We start from the raw sequence: 18,346 nt of genomic DNA on the forward strand, positions 1-18,346 counted from the left end.
GTAAAAGGCGAGTGATGTTCATGGCCGATGACGGCAAAAGCGCCGGTCGCAGCGGTGTTGCCGGTGATTCTCTGCTACGCCTCGGAACATATCTGACGAGAACTCCGACCACCGCCGACATGCGCGCCGAATTCAAGTCCGGCGGCCGCGAGGGCGATGTCTTCTACCGCGACCGGTGGAGCCACGACAAGGTCGTCCGCTCCACCCACGGGGTGAACTGCACCGGGTCGTGCTCGTGGAACGTCTATGTCAAGGACGGCATCATCACCTGGGAGACCCAGGCCACCGACTACCCGTCGGTCGGCCCGGACCGCCCCGAGTACGAGCCGCGCGGCTGTCCGCGCGGCGCCGCGTTCTCCTGGTACACCTACTCGCCGACCCGGGTCCGCTACCCCTACGCCCGCGGGGTGCTGGTGGAGATGTACCGGGAGGCCCGGGACCGGCTGGGCGACCCGGTCGCCGCCTGGGCCGAGGTCAGCACCGACCCGGAGAAGCGCCGCCGCTACCACTCGGCCCGCGGCAAGGGCGGGCTGGTCCGGATCACCTGGGACGAGGCGCTGGAGATCGCCGCCGCCGCGCACGTGCACACCATCGCCGCGCACGGCCCGGACCGGATCGCCGGGTTCTCCCCGATCCCGGCGATGTCGCAGGTCTCGCACGGGGTCGGCGCCCGGTTCGTGAACCTGCTCGGCGGCTCCATGCTCTCCTTCTACGACTGGTACGCCGACCTGCCGGTGGCCTCCCCGCAGGTGTTCGGCGACCAGACCGACGTCCCGGAGTCCGGCGACTGGTGGGACGCCGCCTACCTGGTGCTGTGGGGCTCCAACGTGCCGGTCACCCGCACCCCCGATGCGCACTGGATGGCCGAGGCCCGCTACCGGGGCCAGAAGGTCGTGGTGGTGGCCCCGGACTACAGCGACGCCGCGAAGTTCGCCGACGAGTGGCTGGCCGCCCACCCCGGCACCGACGGTGCGCTGGCCATGGCCATGGGCCACGTGGTGCTCACCGAGTTCTTCGCCCGGCGCACCGTGCCCGCCTTCGACTCCTACGTGCGCGGCTACACCGACCTGCCGTTCCTGGTCCGGCTGGAGGAGCGGGAGGACGGCTCCCGGGTGCCCGGCAAGTTCCTCACCGCCGCCGACGTCGAGGAGCTCGCCGGGGAGCCGGAGGCGCGCTGGAAGCCGCTCTTCGCCGACGAGGCCGACGGCTCGCCGGTGGCGCCCGCCGGGACGCTCGGCCACCGCTGGGGCGCCGACGGCGCCGGCCGGTGGAACCTCGGCCTGGACGGCCGCACCCCGCGGCTCACCCTGCACGGCGCCGAGGGCGCCGAACCGGTGGAGGTGCTGCTGCCCCGGTTCGACGCAGAGGACGGCTCCGGCCGGGCGCTGCGCCGCGGGGTGCCCGCCCGCCGGATCGGCGGCCACCTGGTCACCACCGTCTTCGACCTGGTCATGGCCCAGTACGGGGTGGCCCGCGAGGGGCTGCCCGGGGAGTGGCCGGCCGGCTACGGCGACCCGTCGCTGCCCTACACGCCGGCCTGGCAGGAGGCGATCACCGGGGTGCCGGCCGACCGGGCCGCCCGGATCGCCCGCGAGTTCGCCGCGACCGCCGAGGCCAGCGGCGGCCGGGCGATGATCGTGCTGGGCGCCGGCACCAACCAGTGGTTCCACGGCGACACCATGTACCGGGCGTTCTTCACCCTGCTGCTGCTCACCGGCTGCCAGGGCGTCAACGGCGGCGGCTGGGCGCACTACGTCGGCCAGGAGAAGTGCCGCACCAGCACCGGGTGGGCGGCCTACGCCTCGGCGATGGACTGGACCCGGCCGCCGCGCTTCATGGCCGGCACCGCCTACTGGTACCTCCACACCGACCAGTGGCGGTACGACACCTACGGCGCCGACGCGCTCACCTCGCCGCTGGGGCCGGGCGAGGTGGCCGGCCGGCACACCGCCGACCTGGTCGCCGCCTCCGCCCGGATGGGCTGGATGCCCTCCTACCCGACCTTCGACCGCAACCCGCTGCGCATCGTCCGCCAGGCCGAGGAGGCCGGCCTGGACCCGGCCGACTACGCGGTGCGGGAGCTGCACGCCGGCCGGCTCCGGTTCGCCTGCGAGGACCCGGACGCGCCGGAGAACTGGCCGCGGGTGCTCACCGTGTGGCGGTCCAACCTGCTCGGCTCCTCCGCCAAGGGCAGCGAGTACTTCTCCCGGCACCTGCTCGGCACCGACTCCGCGGTCCAGGGAGAGCAGGCCGGCCCCGGGCACCGGCCGAACGACCTCGCCTGGCGCGAGCAGGCCCCGGAGGGCAAGCTCGACCTGCTGGTCACCCTGGACTTCCGGATGACCACCACCACGCTGATGTCGGACATCGTGCTGCCGGCCGCAACCTGGTACGAGAAGCACGACCTGTCCACCACCGACATGCACCCGTTCGTGCACGCGTTCACCCCGGCGATCGACCCGCCCTGGCAGGCCCGCACCGACTTCGACGCCTTCCACGCGCTGGCCCGGGTGTTCAGCGAGATGGCCGAGACCCGGCTGGGCCGGGCCGCCGACCTGGTGGCGGTCCCGCACGGCCACGACACCCCCGGCGAGCTGGCCCAGCCCGGCGGGACCGCGCCGGACTGGAAGGCGTCCGGGGAGCGGCCGGTGCCCGGGCGCACCATGCCCGCCCTGGTCGTGGTGGAGCGCGACTACCCGGCGGTGGCCGAGCGGATGGCGGCGCTCGGCCCGCTCGCCGAGGAGGCCGGGCTGCCGGTGAAGGGCGTCTCGTTCACCCCCGACGAGGAGGTGGAGTGGCTGCGGCGGCGGAACGGGGCGGTGCGCGGCGGCCCCGCCGACGGCCGGCCGTCGCTGGACACCGACGTCAAGGCGTGCGAGATGATCCTGGCGCTCTCCGGCACCAGCAACGGGCGGCTGGCCGCGCAGGGCTTCACCCGGCTGGCCGAGCGCACCGGCGCCGACTTCTCCGACCTGATCGAGCACGGCCGGGAGCGCCGGGTGGTGTTCGGCGACGCCCAGGCGCGGCCGACCCCGGTCGGCGCCAGCCCGGAGTGGTCCGGCAAGGAGGCGCCGGACCGCCGCTACTCGCCGTTCACGGTGAACGTGGAGAACGGCAAGCCGTGGCACACCCTCACCGGGCGGCAGCACTTCTACCTCGACCACGACTGGATGGCGGAGTTCGGCGAGCAGCTGCCGGTGTACCGGCCGCCGCTGGACATGCACCGGCTGTTCGGCGAGCCGCACCTGGGCCCGGACGGCCGGCGCGAGGTCGCGGTCCGCTACCTCACCCCGCATTCGAAGTGGTCCATCCACTCCGAGTACCAGGACAACCTGCTCATGCTCACCCTCTCCCGGGGCGGCCCGGTGCTGTGGATGAGCCCGGTCGACGCCGAGGCGATCGGCGCCCGGGACAACGACTGGGTGGAGGCGGTCAACCGGAACGGGGTGATCGCCGCCCGCCTGGCCGTCTCGCACCGGATGCCCGCCGGGACCGTGTACATCTACCACGCCCAGGAGCGGACGGTGGACATGCCGCGCACCGAGACCACCGGGAAGCGCGGCGGCATCCACAACTCGCTGACCCGGCTGCTGGTCAAACCCACCCACCTCATCGGCGGATACGCCCAGTTCAGCTACGCCTTCAACTACATCGGCCCGACCGGCAACCAGCGCGACGAGACCACCGTGGTCCGCAGGCGCACGAGCGAGGTGAGGTACTGATGGCGGGCACGAGCGGCGGGCGGCCGATCGGCCGCGTCATGGCGCAGGTCGCCATGGTGATGAACCTGGACAAGTGCATCGGGTGCCACACCTGCTCGGTCACCTGCAAGCAGGCCTGGACCAACCGCAGCGGCGTGGAGTACGTCTGGTTCAACAACGTGGAGACCCGCCCCGGCCAGGGGTACCCGCGCCGCTACCAGGACCAGGAGCGGTGGCGGGGCGGCTGGGCGCGGACCCGCTCCGGCTGGCTCAAACCGCGGGCCGGCGGGCGGATCAGGAAGCTGGCGACCATCTTCGCCAACCCGCTGATGCCGTCCATCGAGGACTACTACGAGCCCTGGACCTACGACTACGACCACCTGATCAGCGCGCCGCTGGGCGACGACGCGCCGGTGGCCCGGCCCCGGTCGCTGCTGACCGGCGAGCCGATGCAGGTGGAGTGGAGCGCCAACTGGGACGACGACCTGGCCTGGCCGGCGGCCCCGAGCTGGCCTCCCGGGACCCGGTGGTGCAGCGGCTCGGGGACAGGGTGCGGCTGGAGTTCGAGCAGACCTTCATGTTCTACCTGCCGCGGATCTGCGAGCACTGCCTCAACCCGTCCTGCGTGGCGTCCTGCCCCTCCGGCGCGATGTACAAGCGCTCCGAGGACGGCATCGTCCTGGTCGACCAGGACCGGTGCCGGGGGTGGCGGATGTGCGTCACCGGCTGCCCGTACAAGAAGGTCTACTTCAACCACAAGACCGGCAAGGCCGAGAAGTGCACGATGTGCTACCCGCGCATCGAGGTGGGCATGCCCACCGTCTGCTCGGAGACCTGCGTGGGCCGGCTGCGCTACCTGGGCGTGGTCCTCTACGACGCGGAGCGGGTCGGCGAGGCCGCCGCGGTCGCCGACGAGCGCGATCTGTACGGGGCCCAGCTCGGCGTCTTCCTCGACCCGGAGGACCCCGAGGTGCGGGCGGCGGCCCTGCGCGACGGGGTGCCGGACCGGTGGGTGGAGTCGGCCCGCCGGTCCCCGGTGCACGCCCTGGCCGTCCGGCACCGGGTGGCGCTGCCGCTGCACCCGGAGTACCGCACCATGCCGATGGTCTGGTACATCCCGCCGCTCTCCCCGGTGGTGGACGCGCTCGCCTCCACCGGGCACGACGGCGAGGACGCCGGCAACCTGTTCGGCGCCATCGACACGCTGCGCATCCCGGTGGAGTACCTCGCCGAGCTGTTCACCGCGGGCGACCCGGCGCCGGTCGAGGCGTCGCTGCGCACGCTCGCCGCGATGCGCTCGCACATGCGCCGGATCAACCTCGGCCAGGAGCCGGACCCCTCGATCGCGGAGTCGGCCGGCACCGACCCGGAGCGGATCGAGGAGCTGTACCGGCTGCTCGCCCTGGCCAAGTACGAGGACCGCTACGTCATCCCCACCGCCTACGGGGTGGACGACGCCGACCGGGGCGTGATCGACGAGATCGGGTGCAGCCTGGACTACGAGGGCGGCCCGGGCATGGGCGGCATGGGCGCCTCGCACGGCCGGGCGCTCGGCCCGCCGCTCGGCGAGGCCTCGGGCCGCCCCGACCCGGCCGGGGTGGAGACCTTCCACGCGCTGCGGATGCGCCAGACCAGCGACGCGCCGGCCGACCGGGACGACCTCCGGGGCAGGGTGAACCTGCTCAACTGGGACGGCAACGGCCGCCCGGAGGGGCTCTTCCCCGGAGAACACGGTCCCGGAGAACACGGCCCCGGGGAGCGCCGCGCCGACCGGGAGGAGGACCGGTGAAGAGCCACGCCAGGCAGGTGCGCGACCGGGACACCGCGGTGGTGCGGCGCGCCGCCGCACTGCTGCTGGACTACCCGGACCGGGCGTTCTTCGAGCGGCTGCCCGGGATCAGGGCCGCCGTGCTGGAGCTGCCCCGCGGCGGCCCGCGCACCGCCCTGGACCGGTTCTGCTCGTTCGCGGCCTCCACGCCCGAGCTGGAGCTGGCCGCGCACTACGTGGAGACCTTCGACATGCGCCGCCGCCGCGCGCTGCACATGACCTTCTACACCGACGGCGACACCCGCAGGCGCGGGCACACGCTGGCCCGGCTCAAGGAGGTCTACGCCGGGTGCGGCTGGCGGCCGGGCCCGCAGGAGCTCCCGGACCACCTGTCGGTGCTGCTGGAGTTCGCCGCCCGCGGCGACTCGGAGTGGGGCCGGGCGCTGCTGGTCCGGTTCCAGCCGGGCCTGGAGCTGCTCCGCGCCGGGCTGCACGAGCACGGCACGCCCTACGCCGAGGTGGTGGACGCGGTCGCGGCGACGCTCCCGCCGCCCGCGGCGGCGCAGCGCGCCGAGGCCCGCCGCCTCGCCGAGCAGGGGCCGCCCGCCGAGGACGTCGGCCTGGAGCCCTACGGCGCGGCCGGCGGCGACGGCGCGGCCGGCGCCGCCGGGCCGGTGCAGCTGGGCATGCCCGCGATGGGCGCCCCGGCGCCGTTCGACCCGTCGGCGGAGGGGCCGCGGTGAGCCCGGCCGGCGTGATGCTGTGGGGCGTGCTGCCCTACGTGGTGCTGGTGCTGTTCATCGGCGGCGCGGTCTGGCGCCACCGCTACGACCAGTTCGGCTGGACCACCCGCTCCTCGCAGCTGTACGAGTCGCGGCTGCTGCGCATCGGCAGCCCGCTGTTCCACTTCGGGCTGCTGGTGGTGATCGTCGGGCACGCGGTGGGGCTGGCGGTTCCGAAGTCGTGGACCGCGGCGCTGGGCGTCACCGACGCCGCCTACCACGCGGTGGCGCTGGGGCTGGGCGCGGTGGCCGGGGTGTGCACCCTGGCCGGGGTGGCGCTGCTGGTCTGGCGGCGGCGCACCGCGGGGCCGGTGTTCAGCGCCACCACCGCCAACGACAAGGCGATGTACGCGGTGCTGCTGCTGGCGATCCTCGCCGGGCTGGCCACCACGCTGGTCTCCACCGCGGCCGAGTTCACCGGCGGGCACGAGCCGGACTACCGGACCACGGTGTCGGTGTGGTGGCGGAGCATCTGGGTGCTCCGGCCGGACGTCGGGGCGATGGCCGCCGCGGGCACGGTCTTCAAGGTGCACGTCCTGGTGGGGATGGCGCTGTTCGCGCTCTTCCCGTTCACCCGTCTGGTGCACGCGTTCAGCGTCCCCTGGTTCTACCTGTTCCGCCCGTACGTGGTGTACCGCTCCCGGGGGGAGGCGGGCGGTCGGGCGACCCGGCCGGTCCGCCGCGGCTGGGGATGACCCGCCGGGCGCGGCCCGATGACGAGAAGGGAGCCCGGCCATGCGGCTCTTCCCGCCGATCCCGCTGGAGGAGTGGGACCGGACCAAGGCCACGCTGCACCGGTTCGAGCAGATCGTGGGCAAGATCAGGATGGCCTCCAGCCCGCGGCGGAACCACTGGTGGCACGTGCCGTTCCGGTTGACCGGCACCGGCATCACCACCCGGCCGATGGGGCTGGTGGACGGAAACCCGCTGTTCACCGTCGACTTCGACTTCGTCCGGCACCTTCTGGTGGCGCGCACCGCCGAGGGCCGCGAGGCGTCGTTCCCGCTCACCGGGCAGAGCGTCGCGTCGTTCTACCGGGAGGTGCTGTCCACCCTGGAGGGGATCGGGGTGCACGTCGACATCGCCCGCCCCTACCCGTTCGACCTGCCCGACTCCGGCCGGCCGTTCGCCGAGGACACCGAGCACGCCACCTACCAGCCGGCCTGGGCCAACCGGTACTGGCAGGTGCTCGGCCAGGTCGGCGCGGTGCTGGAGGAGTTCGCGGCCGGCTACTCCGGCAAGACCAGCCCGGTGCACCACTTCTGGCACACCTTCGACATCGCCCTCACCCGGTTCGGCGGCGCGGAGGCGCCGCAGCCGGAGGAGGCCGGCCCGCTGGTCCGGGAGGCCTACTCCGAGGAGGTGACCAGCTTCGGGTTCTGGTTCGGCGACGAGCAGGTCCCCGAGCCGGCGTTCTACTCCTACACCGCGCCGGAGCCGCCCGGCCTGGCCGAGGCCCGGCTGCCGGCCGGCGCCGGGTGGGTGGAGAGCGGCCGGGGGCACCTCGCGGTGCTCCGCTACGGGGCGGCCCGGGAGGCCGAGGACCCCAGGGCCGCGGTGCTCTCCTTCTACGAGGCGGCCTACCGGGCGGGCGCGTCCCTGCTGGGCTGGGACACCGAGCGGCTGGCCTGCCCGAACGGGGTGACCGACCGCTACGACAAGGAGAGGAGGAACAGGTGGGAGAAGAACTGAGGCCGGAGGTGGCCGACGTCCCGGCCCGGCGCCGGTACGAGGCCCGGCTCCCGGACGGCACCGTCGCCGGGTTCGCCGAGTACCTGCTGGCCGGGGAGATGGTGGTGTTCACCCACACCGAGGTCGACCCCGCCCACGAGGGCAAGGGGGTGGGCGGCGCGATCGTCCGCGCCTCCCTGGACCACATCCGCTCCCGCGGCCTGGTGGTGCTTCCGCTCTGCCCGTTCTACCAGGGCTGGATCGCCCGCCACCCGGACTACCGGGACCTGGTCTACAACCGCCCGGAGAGCAGGGTCACCGACTGACCGGGCGGCGGTCTCGGCGTCCCGGCCCCGTCGAGCCGCGCTGACCGGGCCGAACGCCGAGACCACCGGGGGAGGGCCGGGCGGGGCGGTGCGCTGGGCGCTCCCTCCGTCACCCAGGGGAGGCGCGGGCACCGGGCGGGTCACGAAACGGCCGACATCGGGCAACGTCGGCGGCCCCGGCGGGTGGTGGGCCGAACCGGGGGTAGGGACGCGGTTCATCCGACCGTCCCCCCTCGGCCGCGAAGGAAACCCTCTTGGACCGTCTCAACGAATTCATCGTCACGACCACGGACGCCTTCTGGCTGTGGCTGCTCATCCCGCTACTGGTACTGCTCAGCCTCTATTTCACGGTGCGGCTCGGCGCGGTGCAGATCCGCCTGATCCCGGAGATGCTCCGCCAGTTCCGCGGCAGGCCGGAGACGGCCGCGGACGGCAAGAAGGCGGTCTCGCCGTTCCAGGCGTTCTCCATCTCCGCGGCGGCCCGGATCGGCACCGGCAACGTGGTCGGCGTGGCCGGCGCGATCGCGATCGGCGGGCCCGGCGCCGTGTTCTGGATGTGGGTGATGGCGCTGCTGGTCGGCGCGGCCAGCTTCGTGGAGTCCACCCTGGCGCAGCTGTACAAGGTGCGCGACAGCAAGGGCTTCCACGGCGGCCCCGCCTACTACATGACCCGGGGCCTCAACGCGCGCTGGGCCGGCGTCGTCTTCGCGGTGCTGATCACGGTGACCTTCGGGTTCGTGTTCAACGCGGTGCAGTCCAACACCATCTCCGGTGCGGTGCGGACCTCGGTGGAGGCGACCGGCGCGGAGGTGCCCGGCTGGCTCCCGGTGCTGATCGGGCTGGCGCTGGTCGCCGTCACCGCCGCGGTCGTCTTCGGCGGGGTGCGCCGGATCGCGCAGGTCGCCCAGGCCCTGGTGCCGTTCATGGCGCTGTTCTACATCCTGATGGGCCTGGCCGTGGTGGCGCTCAACGCGGAGAAGATCCTGCCGATGCTCACCCTGATCGTGCAGAGCGCCTTCGGACTGCGCGAGGTGGCCGGCGCCGCGCTGGGCACCGTCATCGTGCAGGGCGTGCGCCGCGGCATGTTCTCCAACGAGGCGGGCCTGGGCTCGGCGCCGAACGCGGCCGCGACCGCCTCGGTCAGCCACCCGGTCAAGCAGGGCCTGCTGCAGACCTTCGGCGTCTACTTCGACACCCTGGTGATCTGCTCGATGACGGCCTTCCTGATCCTGGTCTCCGACCCGGTCTACGGCGAGGAGCGCGGCCCGGCGCTGACCCAGGAGGCGCTCCAGGGCAGCCTGGGCTCGTGGTCGCTGCACGCGCTCACCGCGGTGCTGCTGCTCCTGGCCTTCACCTCGGTGCTGGGCAACTACTACTACGGCGAGGCCAACGTCCGCTTCCTCAGCGGGAAGCGCGGGGTGATGCTCGGCTTCCAGCTGGTCTTCCTGGTCGCGACCTTCCTCGGCGCGATCGGCAAGGTCGACGTGGTGTGGAGCCTGGCCGACACCACCATGGGCCTGATGGCGATGGTGAACCTGCTGGCCATCGCGCCGCTGGGCGGGATCGCGCTGCTGCTGCTCAAGGACTACGTGGCCCAGCGGCGCCAGGGGCTGGACCCGGTGTTCACCCGGGACCGGCTGCCGCAGCTGCGCAACGTCGAGTGCTGGGAGCCGTCGCGGCCGGAGGCCGAGCCGGCCGCCGAGCGCTGACGGAGGACCTCGCCAGGGCGCCCGACACGCTGGGTGGCGGTCGGGCGCCCCCGGCGACCCGGAGTGATCCCGGCAAAGCGTTGATCAGGTCGAAAACCCCTTATAGCGGGCGGGAGGGCGTGTCCGCGGCGCACCGAGTCGCTAGTGTGCTATGTCACATCGCCGCGCCTGTGCCGAGGGGGACACGATGCCCATCGTCTCGATCGAGCCCGCCACCCCGGACCGCTGGGACGACCTGGAACGCATGTTCGGACCGACCGGAGCCTACGGCCACTGCTGGTGCGCGTTCTTCCGGCGCCGCGCGAAGGACTTCACCGCCAGCACCGCGTGCCCGCCCCCGGAGCGCGGCCGGGACAACCGGGACACGCTGCGCCGGCTCACCCTCGACGGGCGGGTCCCCGGCCTGATCGCCTACGACGGGGCGGAGCCCTGCGGCTGGGTCGCGGTCGCGCGGCGCGAGGAGTTCATCCGGCTGAGCCGCTCGCGGGCGCTGCGCCCGGTGGACCCGGACGAGCCCGGGGTGTGGTCGGTGGTCTGCTTCTGGCTCCCGCCGCGCCGGCGCAAGCACGGGCTGGGCACCAGGCTGCTGGACGCCGCGGTGGAGTACGCCCGGGCCGAGGGCGGCAGCGTGCTGGAGGGGTACCCGGTGGACACCGCCGGGGGGCGCGCGCCCAGCGCCGAGGTCTACACCGGGAGCGTCCGGATGTTCCAGAAGGCCGGGTTCAGCTGCACCCCGCACCCGGTCAGCGAGCGCCCCGTGGCCCGGCTGCGGCTCAAGGAGGACTGAGCCGCAGCCGGGTTCCGGGTCGGGATCAGCGGGTGGAGACGTTCACCGTCTGCTCGGAGGCGGCCACCGCCTTGTCCACGCTGTGCCCGAGGGCGAAGCCGGCCGGCGCGTAGGCGACGCCGAACTTCTCGGAGTAGGCGGCGGCGAAGTCGGCGTCGGTGACGGCCACGTCGGTGTCGGCGGAGGCCGCGCCGGCGAATCCGAAGAAGGCGGGGATGACGATCGCGGTACCGAGGAGGATGCGCTTGATGCCGTTCATGTCAAGCCTCTGCATTTCTTTTCGAGGGAGTCGTCTGCGTCCAGCAGCGGCCTCGGCCGTGCTTTCTGCGGGGGTTCGGTGTGCGTGGGCCCTGCACGGTCACAGGTCTCGCCACCTGGGGGGCGGGCCAACCGGGATCCGTTGAGTGATCCAGATCACGCCGTTCGGGACCCGGGGCGAACGGGGATGAAAAGGGTGCGCACCGCCCCGGAAATCCGGTGAAAATGCGGGCGGTTTCGGTTTCCGTCCGCCCCCGGCTTTCCCGTCTTTGAGTCGAGGGATTACGCATTTTCCGACCCGGTCCGTTTCCGCCGGGACTCGCCCGGGAGGGAGCCGCTGCGGTGACCCGTCGGGCTTGCCTACCCCCTAGGGGTATGTTAATCCTTGTCTCCGAGATACCTAGTAGGGGTATGACGAGAGGAGATCGACCATGTGCCAGCCCTGTGGGTGCGACACCGCGGCCGCCGACACCGCCGGTGCGGAGGCCCCGGGCGCCGCCGAAGGCGTCCGCGTCTACACGGTCGAGGGGATGACCTGCGGCCACTGCGTGAACTCGGTGAGCGCCGAGGTCGGCCGCGTCCCCGGGGTCACCGGCGTCCAGGTGGACCTGGAGGCCGGCCGGGTCTCGGTCAGCGGCTCCGGCTTCGACGACGCGGCGATCGGCGGCGCGGTCCGCGACGCCGGGTACGCCCTGGCCGCCGGCTGACCCCGGCCCCTTCCGCCCCGCCGCGCGCCCGCGCGGCACCCGCAGGCCGCCGCCCCGCTCCGGGACGGCGGCCGTCGCCGTTCCGGGGGCCGACTTTACTTAACCGCTAGGCAAGTGAAACACTTGACCGCATGGAAAGTAACGAGTCCCCGCGCCCCGGAACCCCCGAGGAGGCCCGGGCGGCCCTCGACGCCCTGCAGGCGGACCGCGCCGCCCTGGCCGACCGGATCGCCTCCCCGTGGTGGTACCACCCCGTGCTGGCGGCCATCATGGCCGCCTTCGTGGCCTCGCCGGCCGCGCCCGTGCCGGCCCTGTTCATCACCGGGGGGAGCGTCGGGCTGATCTTCCTGGTCCAGGCCCAGGAGCAGCGGAGCGGCCTGTCGGTCACCCGCCCGGCCGGGCCGCGCAGCCGGGCGGTGCTGTTCGGGTACGGTGCGGTCGCCGTGGCCCTGGTGTTCGTCTCCTTCGCGCTGGTCAACCTGGACCTGCGGGCGTGGGTCGCCGCCACCGCCGGCCTCGCCTTCGCCCTGATGCTGGGCGGCGGCCTGGTCTACGACCGCGTCTACGGCGCCGAGCTGCGCAATGCCGGCTGACCCGCGGTTCGACGAGGCCGTCCACGCCCCCAACCGGCTGCGCATCTGCGGCCTGCTCCGCCCCGTCGACAGCGCCGACTTCGCCTTCCTCCGCTCCGCCCTGGGGCTGAGCGAGGCCAACCTCTCCAAGACCATCCGCAGCCTGGTCGAACTCGGGTACGTGCGCACCGACAAGTCCGCCTCGCCCTCCCGGTCGGACGCCCGCCGCACCACCCGCGTCTCGCTGACCCCGGCGGGGCGGCGGGCCTTCGACGCCCACCTGGCCGCCCTGCGCGACCTGGCCGAAGGCCGGCTGCCCCCGTCCGCCGGCGCGGACCGGGACCGACCCCCGACCCCCGGGCGATGATCTCGACGCCGCGGCCCCATCGAAGCGCTTCGATGGGGCCGCGGCGTCGAGATCATCGGGGAGGGGCGTGCAGCGGCAGCCGCACCGACACCGCCAGGCCGCCGCCCTCCCGGGGGACGGCGGCCGCCGTGCCGCCGTGCGCCGCCGCGATGGAGGCGACGATGGACAGCCCCAGGCCGCTGCCGTCCTCCCCGGTGCGCTCCCGGCCCTGCGCGCCGCGGTGGAACGGCTCGAAGAGCCGGTCGGCCTCGGCCACCTCGGGGCCGGTGTTGGCCACCCGGACCACCGCCGCCCCGTCCTCGGCGGCGGCCTCGACCCGGACCCGCCCGCCCGCGGCGTTGTACCGCACCGCGTTGTCCACCAGATTGCGGACCAGGTGCTCCAGGAGCACCCGGTCCCCCTCGACCACCGCGCTTCCCACCGCGGCCTCCAGCCGCACCCCCCGCTCGGCCGCGGCCTCCCGGTGCGCGGCCGCCACCCGGCGCACCGGGCCGGCCAGGTCCACCGGTCCGGCCGACTCCAGGCCCCGGTCGGAGCGGGCCAGCAGGAGCAGGCCGGCGACCAGCCGCTCGCTCTGCTCGGCCGACTCCAGCACCCGGCGCAGGTTCGGTTCCAGGTCGGGCGGGACCCGGCCCTGGGAGAGCGGGATCTCCACCGCCGCCCGCTGCACCGCGAGCGGGGTGCGCAGCTCGTGCGAGGCGTTGGCGACGAACCGGCGCTGGCTCTCGAAGGCGTGCTGCAGCCGCTCCAGCATCCCGTCGAAGGTGTCGCCCAGCTCCCGGAACTCGTCGGCCGGGCCGGTCAGCGCGAGCCGCCGGTCCAGGTCGTGCTCGGAGAGCCGGCGCGCGGTCTCGGTGACCCGGTGCAGCCGGCGCAGCAGCCGGCCGGCCACCAGCCACCCGGCGAAGGCCGCCAGCGCGGTGACGGTGACCAGCCCGGCACCGGAGCGGACCAGCAGGTCGCGCAGGACCGCCGCGCGGTAGTCCTGCACCGAGAGGGCGAGGTCGGCGGCGAGCGGCTCCCCTTCGCCGGGGTCCCCGGCGGCGTCCGGGGCCGTCCGGGCCGGCTCCGCGGGCACGAACGAGGGCCCCTCGGCGGGGAAGCCGCCGTCCGGCAGGGTCGCGGTGATCACCGTGCTGTGGTCGATCAGCCCGGTCGAGACGATCGCGTAGTTCAGCGCCAGCAGCAGCACCCCGGCGGCGAGGAAGACCCCCGCGTAGACCAGCGCCAGCCGGGCCCGGACGGTCAGCGGGGCGGCGCCGGCCAGGGCGCGGATCCGGGAGGCCATCTCAGATCCGGTAGCCGTGCCCGAGCACGGTGCTGATCAGCGGCGGTTCGCCGAGCTTGCGGCGGAGCCCGTGCACCACCACCTTGAGCACCCCGCTCGCCGCGTCCAGGTTGGCGTCCCACACCTTCTCGGTCAGCTGCACCGGGGAGACCGGGGCGCCGTCGGCCAGCAGCAGCTCCTCCAGCACGCCGAGCTCCTTGGGGCTCAGGTCCAGCGGCCGCCCGTCCCGGCTGGCGGTGCGGCGGTGCGGGTCCAGTTCGAGCCCGGCGCGGCGGAGCACCGGCGGCGGGGCCGGCCGGGACCGCCGGGCCAGCGCGCGCACCCGCGCCACCAGCTCCGGGTAGGCGAACGGCTTGGGCAGGTAGTCGTCGGCGCCCAGGCCGAACCCCTCGACCCGGTCCTCCACCCCGCCGGCCGCGGTGAGCATCAGCACCCGCGCCTGCACCGACGGGTCGCCGACCAGCAGCGAGCACACCTCGTCGCCGTGCCGCCGGGGCAGGTCGCGGTCGAGCACGACCACGTCGTAGCCGTGCACCATGGCCATCTCCAGGCCGGTGTCGCCGTCGTAGGCGGTGTCCACCGCCATGCCCTCGCCGCGCAGCCCGTCGGCCAGCATGTCGGCCAGCGCCGCGGTGTCCTCCACGATCAGGATCCTCACCCGAGCGTCCCCGTCCTTCTCCGCGTTCCCGTTCCCCGGTTTTCTACTCGGCCCGGGTTAGTCCGGGGTTAAGGGCTCCGTGCAGGTCAGGGCGGTAACCCCGGGCTAACCCGGGGACCGGTGGCATGGTGCGGCCCCGGCCGGGCGGCCGGGGACCGAAAGGAGACGGGATGCGAGCGATCACGGCCGCGGCGGCCCGCGGGGGCGCCGGTGCGCTGCTCGCCCTGGGACTGCTCACCGGGTGCGGCATGGCCGGCGGAGACCAGGAGGAGCAGGCCGGCGGCGGGGCGAAGAGCGAGGAGGAGCGGCTCCAGGAGGCCCGGCTGGAGTTCGCCCGGTGCATGCGGGACAACGGCGTGGACATGCCCGACCCCGGCGGTGCGGACGGGATGGTCCCGGGACTGGAGCTGAACGGGGAGACCGAGAAGGCGTTGGAGGCCTGCGAGGAGAAGGTCCCGATGGACGAGTTCGAGCCCTCCGAGGAGGAGCTCGCCGAGATGCACGAGAAGGACTTGGAGCTGGCCGAGTGCCTGCGCGGCGAGGGCATCGACGTCGAGGACCCGAAGAAGGGCCAGGGCATGACGCTGCCCGCGGACGCCGACGGCATGGAGGAGGCGATGGAGGCCTGCGGGCAGAGCGGCATGTCCACCGTCCCGCGCGGGGGAGGGGAGAAGTGAGGGGGATCCGCCGCCCCGGCCGCCGCGCCGCGGCCGCGCTGGCCTGCGCGGCCGTCCTCGCCGCCGGCGGGGGCGCCGCGCTGGTCGCCTGGGGAGGCCCCGAGGAGGAGCGGGACGGCGCCGCCGGCACCGGGGCGAGCGAGGAGGTCCGCCGCACCGACCTGAGCGAGCACACCACCTTGGACGGCGAGCTCGGCTACCGCGGCTCCGGCGAGGTGCTCGCCGGCGGCGATGGCGTCCTCACCCGGCTGCCGAAGAAGGGCGAGGTGGTGGAACCCGGCGGCGTGCTCTACGAGGTGGACGACCGCCCGGTGGTGCTGCTCCGCGGCGACGCCCCCGCCTACCGGCCGCTGAAGCCCGGGGCGGAGGGCGAGGACGTGCGCCGGTTCGAGCAGGCCCTGGCCGAACTGGGCTACACCGGCTTCACCCCGGACGAGGAGTACACCGGGCTGACCGCCGAGGCGGTGAAGCGCTGGCAGCGCGACACCGGAGCCCGGACCACCGGCGAGGCCGACCCGGCCGGCGTCTGGTTCGCCCCCGGCGAGCTGCGCGTCTCCGGGCACGGCGCGAAGAAGGGCCAGCGGCTCGCCGGCTCCGAGCCGGTGCTGGAGACCACCACCACCGAGCAGGTGGTGCGCACCGAGGTCGAGGTGGCCGACCGCGACCTGGTGGAGAAGGGCGACGAGGTGGAGGTGGTGCTGCCCAGCGGCGAGCGGGTCGCCGGCCGCATCGCCTCGGTCGGCACCGTGGCCGAGCAGCACGACGACGGCCAGGGAGGGGAGTCCGACCCGGTGCTTCCGGTGACGGTGAAACCGGACGAGAGCGCCACCGCGGTCTTCTTCGACCGGGCTCCGGTCGAGGTCGAGGTGCGCACCGAGACCCGCGAGGACGTGCTCGCGGTGCCGGTCGGCGCGCTGATCTCGCTGCCCGGCGGCGGCTACGGCGTCTCGGTGCTCGGCCCCGGCGGCCGGGTGACCGACGTCGAGGTGGAGACCGGCCTGTTCGCCGACGGCCTGGTGGAGATCGAGGGCGACGTCGAGGAGGGGCAGGAAGTGGTGGTCCCCACGTGAGCGCGGACGGCACCGGCCGCGCGGCGCCGGAGGCGGTACCGGCGCCCGCGGCCGAACTGGACCGGGTCTCCCGGCACTACCCGGGCGGGGTGCGGGCGCTGGACGGGGTGTCGCTGCGGATCGGCCGCGGCGAGCTGCTGGCCATCGTCGGCCCGTCCGGATCGGGCAAGTCCACCCTGCTCAACCTGCTCGGAATGCTGGACGTGCCGACCGCGGGCACGGTCCGGGTCGCCGGGCACGACGTCGGGGCGCTGGACGACGACCGCAGGTCGGCGCTGCGCGCCCGCGCCGTCGGCTTCGTCTTCCAGCAGTTCCACCTGGACGCCGGGGCGAGCGCGCGGGACAACGTCGCCGACGGCCTGCTCTACGCCGGGGTGCCGGCGCGGATCCGCCGGGAGCGCGCCGAGCGGGCGCTGCGCCGGGTGGGCCTGGGCGACCGGCTCGGCCACCGGCCGGGCGAGCTCTCCGGCGGGCAGCGGCAGCGGGTCGCGGTGGCGCGGGCGCTGGTCGGCGAGCCCGGCCTGCTGCTGGCCGACGAGCCCACCGGGGCGCTGGACACCGCCTCCGGGGCCGCGGTGGTGGAGCTGCTCCGCGAGCTCAACGCGGCGGGCACCGCGGTCGCGGTCATCACGCACGACACCGAGCTCGCCGCGTCGCTGCCCCGCCGGGTGCGGGTGCGCGACGGCCGGATCACCGCGGACGAGCGCGGCGGCGCGGCGGAGGTGCGGCCATGACCCCGGAGGCGCCCCCGCGCCCGGCCCGGCTCTCCCCGCGCGACGTGCTGGGCACCGCCGGGGCCGGGCTGCGCGCCCGCCCGCTGCGGGTGCTGCTCTCCGCGCTGGGCATCGCGATCGGCATCGCGGCGATGGTCGCGGTGGTGGGCATCTCCGCCTCCGGCCGGGCCGGGCTGGAGGAGCGGCTGCAGAGCCTGGGCACCAACCTGGTCACCGCGGAGCCGGGGGAGTCGCTCTTCGGCGAGGAGGCGAGGCTGCCCGCCGAGGCGGCCGGCCGGGCCGGCCGGATCCCCGGGGTGCAGCGGGTCGGCCAGGCCGGGGAGGTGCCCGGCGCCTCCGTCTACCGGTCCGACCTGATCCCGGAGGAGGAGTCCGGCGGGCTCACCGTGCAGGCGGCCGGCCCCGGCCTGCCCGGGGTGCTCCGCGCCGAGGTGGCCGAGGGGTCCTGGCTGACCGCGCCGGCCTCGCGCCACCCGGCGGCGGTGCTCGGCGCCACCGCGGCGGAGCGGCTGGGGATCACCCGGATCACCCCGGACACCCGGGTGCTGATCGGCGACTCCTACTTCACCGTGGTGGGCGTGCTGGAGCCGGTGGAGCTGGCCCCGGAGCTGGACACCGCGGCCCTGGTCGGCTGGGACGCGGCCGTCGGGGAGCTGGACTTCTCCGGGAACCCCACCCGGGTATACGTCCGGGCCGATCCGGAGCGTCTGGGCGCGGTGCGCGAGCTGCTCCCGGGCACCGTCGACCCCGAGGAGCCGCACGGCGTCTCGGTCTCCCGGCCCTCCGACGCGCTGGCCGCGCAGCAGGAGGCGGACCGCGCGCTCACCGGGCTGCTGCTCGGCCTGGGCGGGGTCGCGCTGCTGGTCGGCGGGGTCGGGGTGGCCAACACCATGGTCATCTCGGTGCTGGAGCGGCGCGGCGAGATCGGGCTCCGCCGCGCGCTGGGCGCCACCCGCCGGCAGATCCGCGGCCAGTTCCTGGTGGAGGCGATGGCGCTGTCCGCGCTGGGCGGCGCGGCCGGCGCGGTGCTGGGCGCCGCGGTCACCGCCGGGTACGCGCTCTCCCAGGGGTGGAGGGTCGAGGTGCCGCCGTGGGCGCTGCTCGGCGGGGTCGCCGCGACGGTGCTGATCGGTGCGCTGGCCGGGCTGCTGCCGGCGGTGCGCGCCGCGCGGCTGCCCCCGACCGAGGCGCTCGGGCCGGGCTGACCGGCCCCGCCCGGTTCCCTCCGTCCCCTCCCCGCGGCCGCAGCGGGGAGGGGATCCGGTGTTCTC

At 74.6% G+C, this 18,346-nt stretch carries 17 protein-coding genes and 1 pseudogene; 15 read left to right on the top strand and 3 right to left on the bottom strand.

Annotation, left to right across the window (positions count from 1 at the left end; all coding sequences use genetic code 11):
* The first annotated feature begins 20 nt into the window (after positions 1 to 20).
* The 8 genes and pseudogenes from D459_RS0125335 to D459_RS0125370 all read left to right on the top strand — a co-directional run bounded on the left by D459_RS0125335 (position 21) and on the right by D459_RS0125370 (position 10,744).
* Entirely contained in the window at positions 21 to 3,722 is a 3,702-nt protein-coding gene (locus D459_RS0125335; RefSeq protein WP_026120749.1) for a nitrate reductase subunit alpha, read from the top strand.
* Positions 3,722 to 5,490, top strand: a pseudogene (gene narH, locus D459_RS32745) (nitrate reductase subunit beta). Before D459_RS0125335 ends, narH begins: the two are co-directional and overlap by 1 nt.
* Complete coding sequence (narJ, locus tag D459_RS0125345; protein ID WP_017595806.1) at positions 5,487 to 6,212, top strand: nitrate reductase molybdenum cofactor assembly chaperone; 726 nt, start codon at positions 5,487 to 5,489, stop codon at positions 6,210 to 6,212. Before narH ends, narJ begins: the two are co-directional and overlap by 4 nt.
* 14 nt (positions 6,213 to 6,226) lie before the next feature.
* On the top strand, positions 6,227 to 6,946 hold the full coding sequence (narI, locus tag D459_RS0125350; RefSeq protein ID WP_040711061.1) for a respiratory nitrate reductase subunit gamma: 720 nt from the start codon (positions 6,227 to 6,229) through the stop codon (positions 6,944 to 6,946).
* 40 nt (positions 6,947 to 6,986) lie between these two features.
* Positions 6,987 to 7,943, top strand: coding sequence for a DUF5996 family protein (locus D459_RS0125355; RefSeq protein ID WP_017595808.1), 957 nt, complete (start codon positions 6,987 to 6,989; stop codon positions 7,941 to 7,943).
* Positions 7,928 to 8,248 carry a GNAT family N-acetyltransferase gene (locus D459_RS35145; protein ID WP_040711040.1) on the top strand — a complete coding sequence of 107 codons (321 nt, stop codon included), beginning with the start codon at positions 7,928 to 7,930 and terminating at the stop codon, positions 8,246 to 8,248. Before D459_RS0125355 ends, D459_RS35145 begins: the two co-directional genes overlap by 16 nt.
* A 254-nt stretch (positions 8,249 to 8,502) precedes the next feature.
* Positions 8,503 to 9,957 (top strand): alanine/glycine:cation symporter family protein, encoded by a 1,455-nt coding sequence (locus D459_RS0125365; RefSeq protein ID WP_017595810.1) that lies wholly within the window; start codon positions 8,503 to 8,505, stop codon positions 9,955 to 9,957.
* 187 nt (positions 9,958 to 10,144) lie between these two features.
* A complete protein-coding gene (locus D459_RS0125370; protein ID WP_017595811.1) occupies positions 10,145 to 10,744 on the top strand; it encodes a GNAT family N-acetyltransferase in 600 nt (199 codons plus the stop codon).
* Between the two features lie 25 nt (positions 10,745 to 10,769).
* On the opposite strand, the gene D459_RS0125375 is transcribed toward D459_RS0125370, so the two are convergent.
* On the bottom strand, positions 10,770 to 11,003 hold the full coding sequence (locus D459_RS0125375; protein ID WP_017595812.1) for a hypothetical protein: 234 nt from the start codon (positions 11,001 to 11,003) through the stop codon (positions 10,770 to 10,772).
* A 430-nt stretch (positions 11,004 to 11,433) separates the two neighbouring features.
* On the opposite strand from D459_RS0125375, the gene D459_RS0125380 reads away from it, so the two are divergent.
* The 3 genes from D459_RS0125380 to D459_RS32755 all read left to right on the top strand — a co-directional run bounded on the left by D459_RS0125380 (position 11,434) and on the right by D459_RS32755 (position 12,648).
* Entirely contained in the window at positions 11,434 to 11,709 is a 276-nt protein-coding gene (locus D459_RS0125380) for a heavy-metal-associated domain-containing protein (protein WP_017595813.1), read from the top strand.
* Positions 11,710 to 11,840: 131 nt separating this feature from the next.
* Entirely contained in the window at positions 11,841 to 12,302 is a 462-nt protein-coding gene (locus D459_RS33870) for a hypothetical protein (RefSeq protein ID WP_017595814.1), read from the top strand.
* Complete coding sequence (locus D459_RS32755) at positions 12,292 to 12,648, top strand: transcriptional regulator (protein ID WP_017595815.1); 357 nt, start codon at positions 12,292 to 12,294, stop codon at positions 12,646 to 12,648. The genes D459_RS33870 and D459_RS32755 overlap by 11 nt, the downstream gene beginning before the upstream one ends.
* Positions 12,649 to 12,700: 52 nt before the next feature.
* Here D459_RS32755 and D459_RS0125395 read toward each other — a convergent pair whose 3' ends face one another.
* Positions 12,701 to 13,936 carry a sensor histidine kinase gene (locus D459_RS0125395; RefSeq protein ID WP_051065539.1) on the bottom strand — a complete coding sequence of 412 codons (1,236 nt, stop codon included), beginning with the start codon at positions 13,934 to 13,936 and terminating at the stop codon, positions 12,701 to 12,703.
* A gap of 1 nt (position 13,937) precedes the next feature.
* Positions 13,938 to 14,594, bottom strand: coding sequence for a response regulator transcription factor (locus tag D459_RS0125400; protein WP_017595816.1), 657 nt, complete (start codon positions 14,592 to 14,594; stop codon positions 13,938 to 13,940).
* 170 nt (positions 14,595 to 14,764) lie between these two features.
* On the opposite strand from D459_RS0125400, the gene D459_RS32760 reads away from it, so the two are divergent.
* The 4 genes from D459_RS32760 to D459_RS0125420 are packed head-to-tail and all read left to right on the top strand — an operon-like array spanning position 14,765 to position 18,280.
* The gene (locus tag D459_RS32760) at positions 14,765 to 15,271 is read left to right on the top strand and encodes a hypothetical protein (protein WP_017595817.1); all 507 of its coding nucleotides are present in this window, start codon (positions 14,765 to 14,767) and stop codon (positions 15,269 to 15,271) included.
* Complete coding sequence (locus D459_RS0125410) at positions 15,268 to 16,341, top strand: peptidoglycan-binding protein (protein WP_017595818.1); 1,074 nt, start codon at positions 15,268 to 15,270, stop codon at positions 16,339 to 16,341. Before D459_RS32760 ends, D459_RS0125410 begins: the two co-directional genes overlap by 4 nt.
* Complete coding sequence (locus tag D459_RS0125415) at positions 16,338 to 17,075, top strand: ABC transporter ATP-binding protein (RefSeq protein ID WP_017595819.1); 738 nt, start codon at positions 16,338 to 16,340, stop codon at positions 17,073 to 17,075. Before D459_RS0125410 ends, D459_RS0125415 begins: the two co-directional genes overlap by 4 nt.
* Positions 17,072 to 18,280: an ABC transporter permease gene (locus tag D459_RS0125420; RefSeq protein WP_017595820.1), complete on the top strand. Its 1,209-nt coding sequence runs from the start codon at positions 17,072 to 17,074 to the stop codon at positions 18,278 to 18,280. The genes D459_RS0125415 and D459_RS0125420 overlap by 4 nt, the downstream gene beginning before the upstream one ends.
* The last annotated feature ends 66 nt before the right edge of the window (positions 18,281 to 18,346 follow it).

This window comes from Nocardiopsis potens DSM 45234, assembly GCF_000341105.1.
Classification (GTDB): Bacteria; Actinomycetota; Actinomycetes; order Streptosporangiales; family Streptosporangiaceae; genus Nocardiopsis_A; species Nocardiopsis_A potens.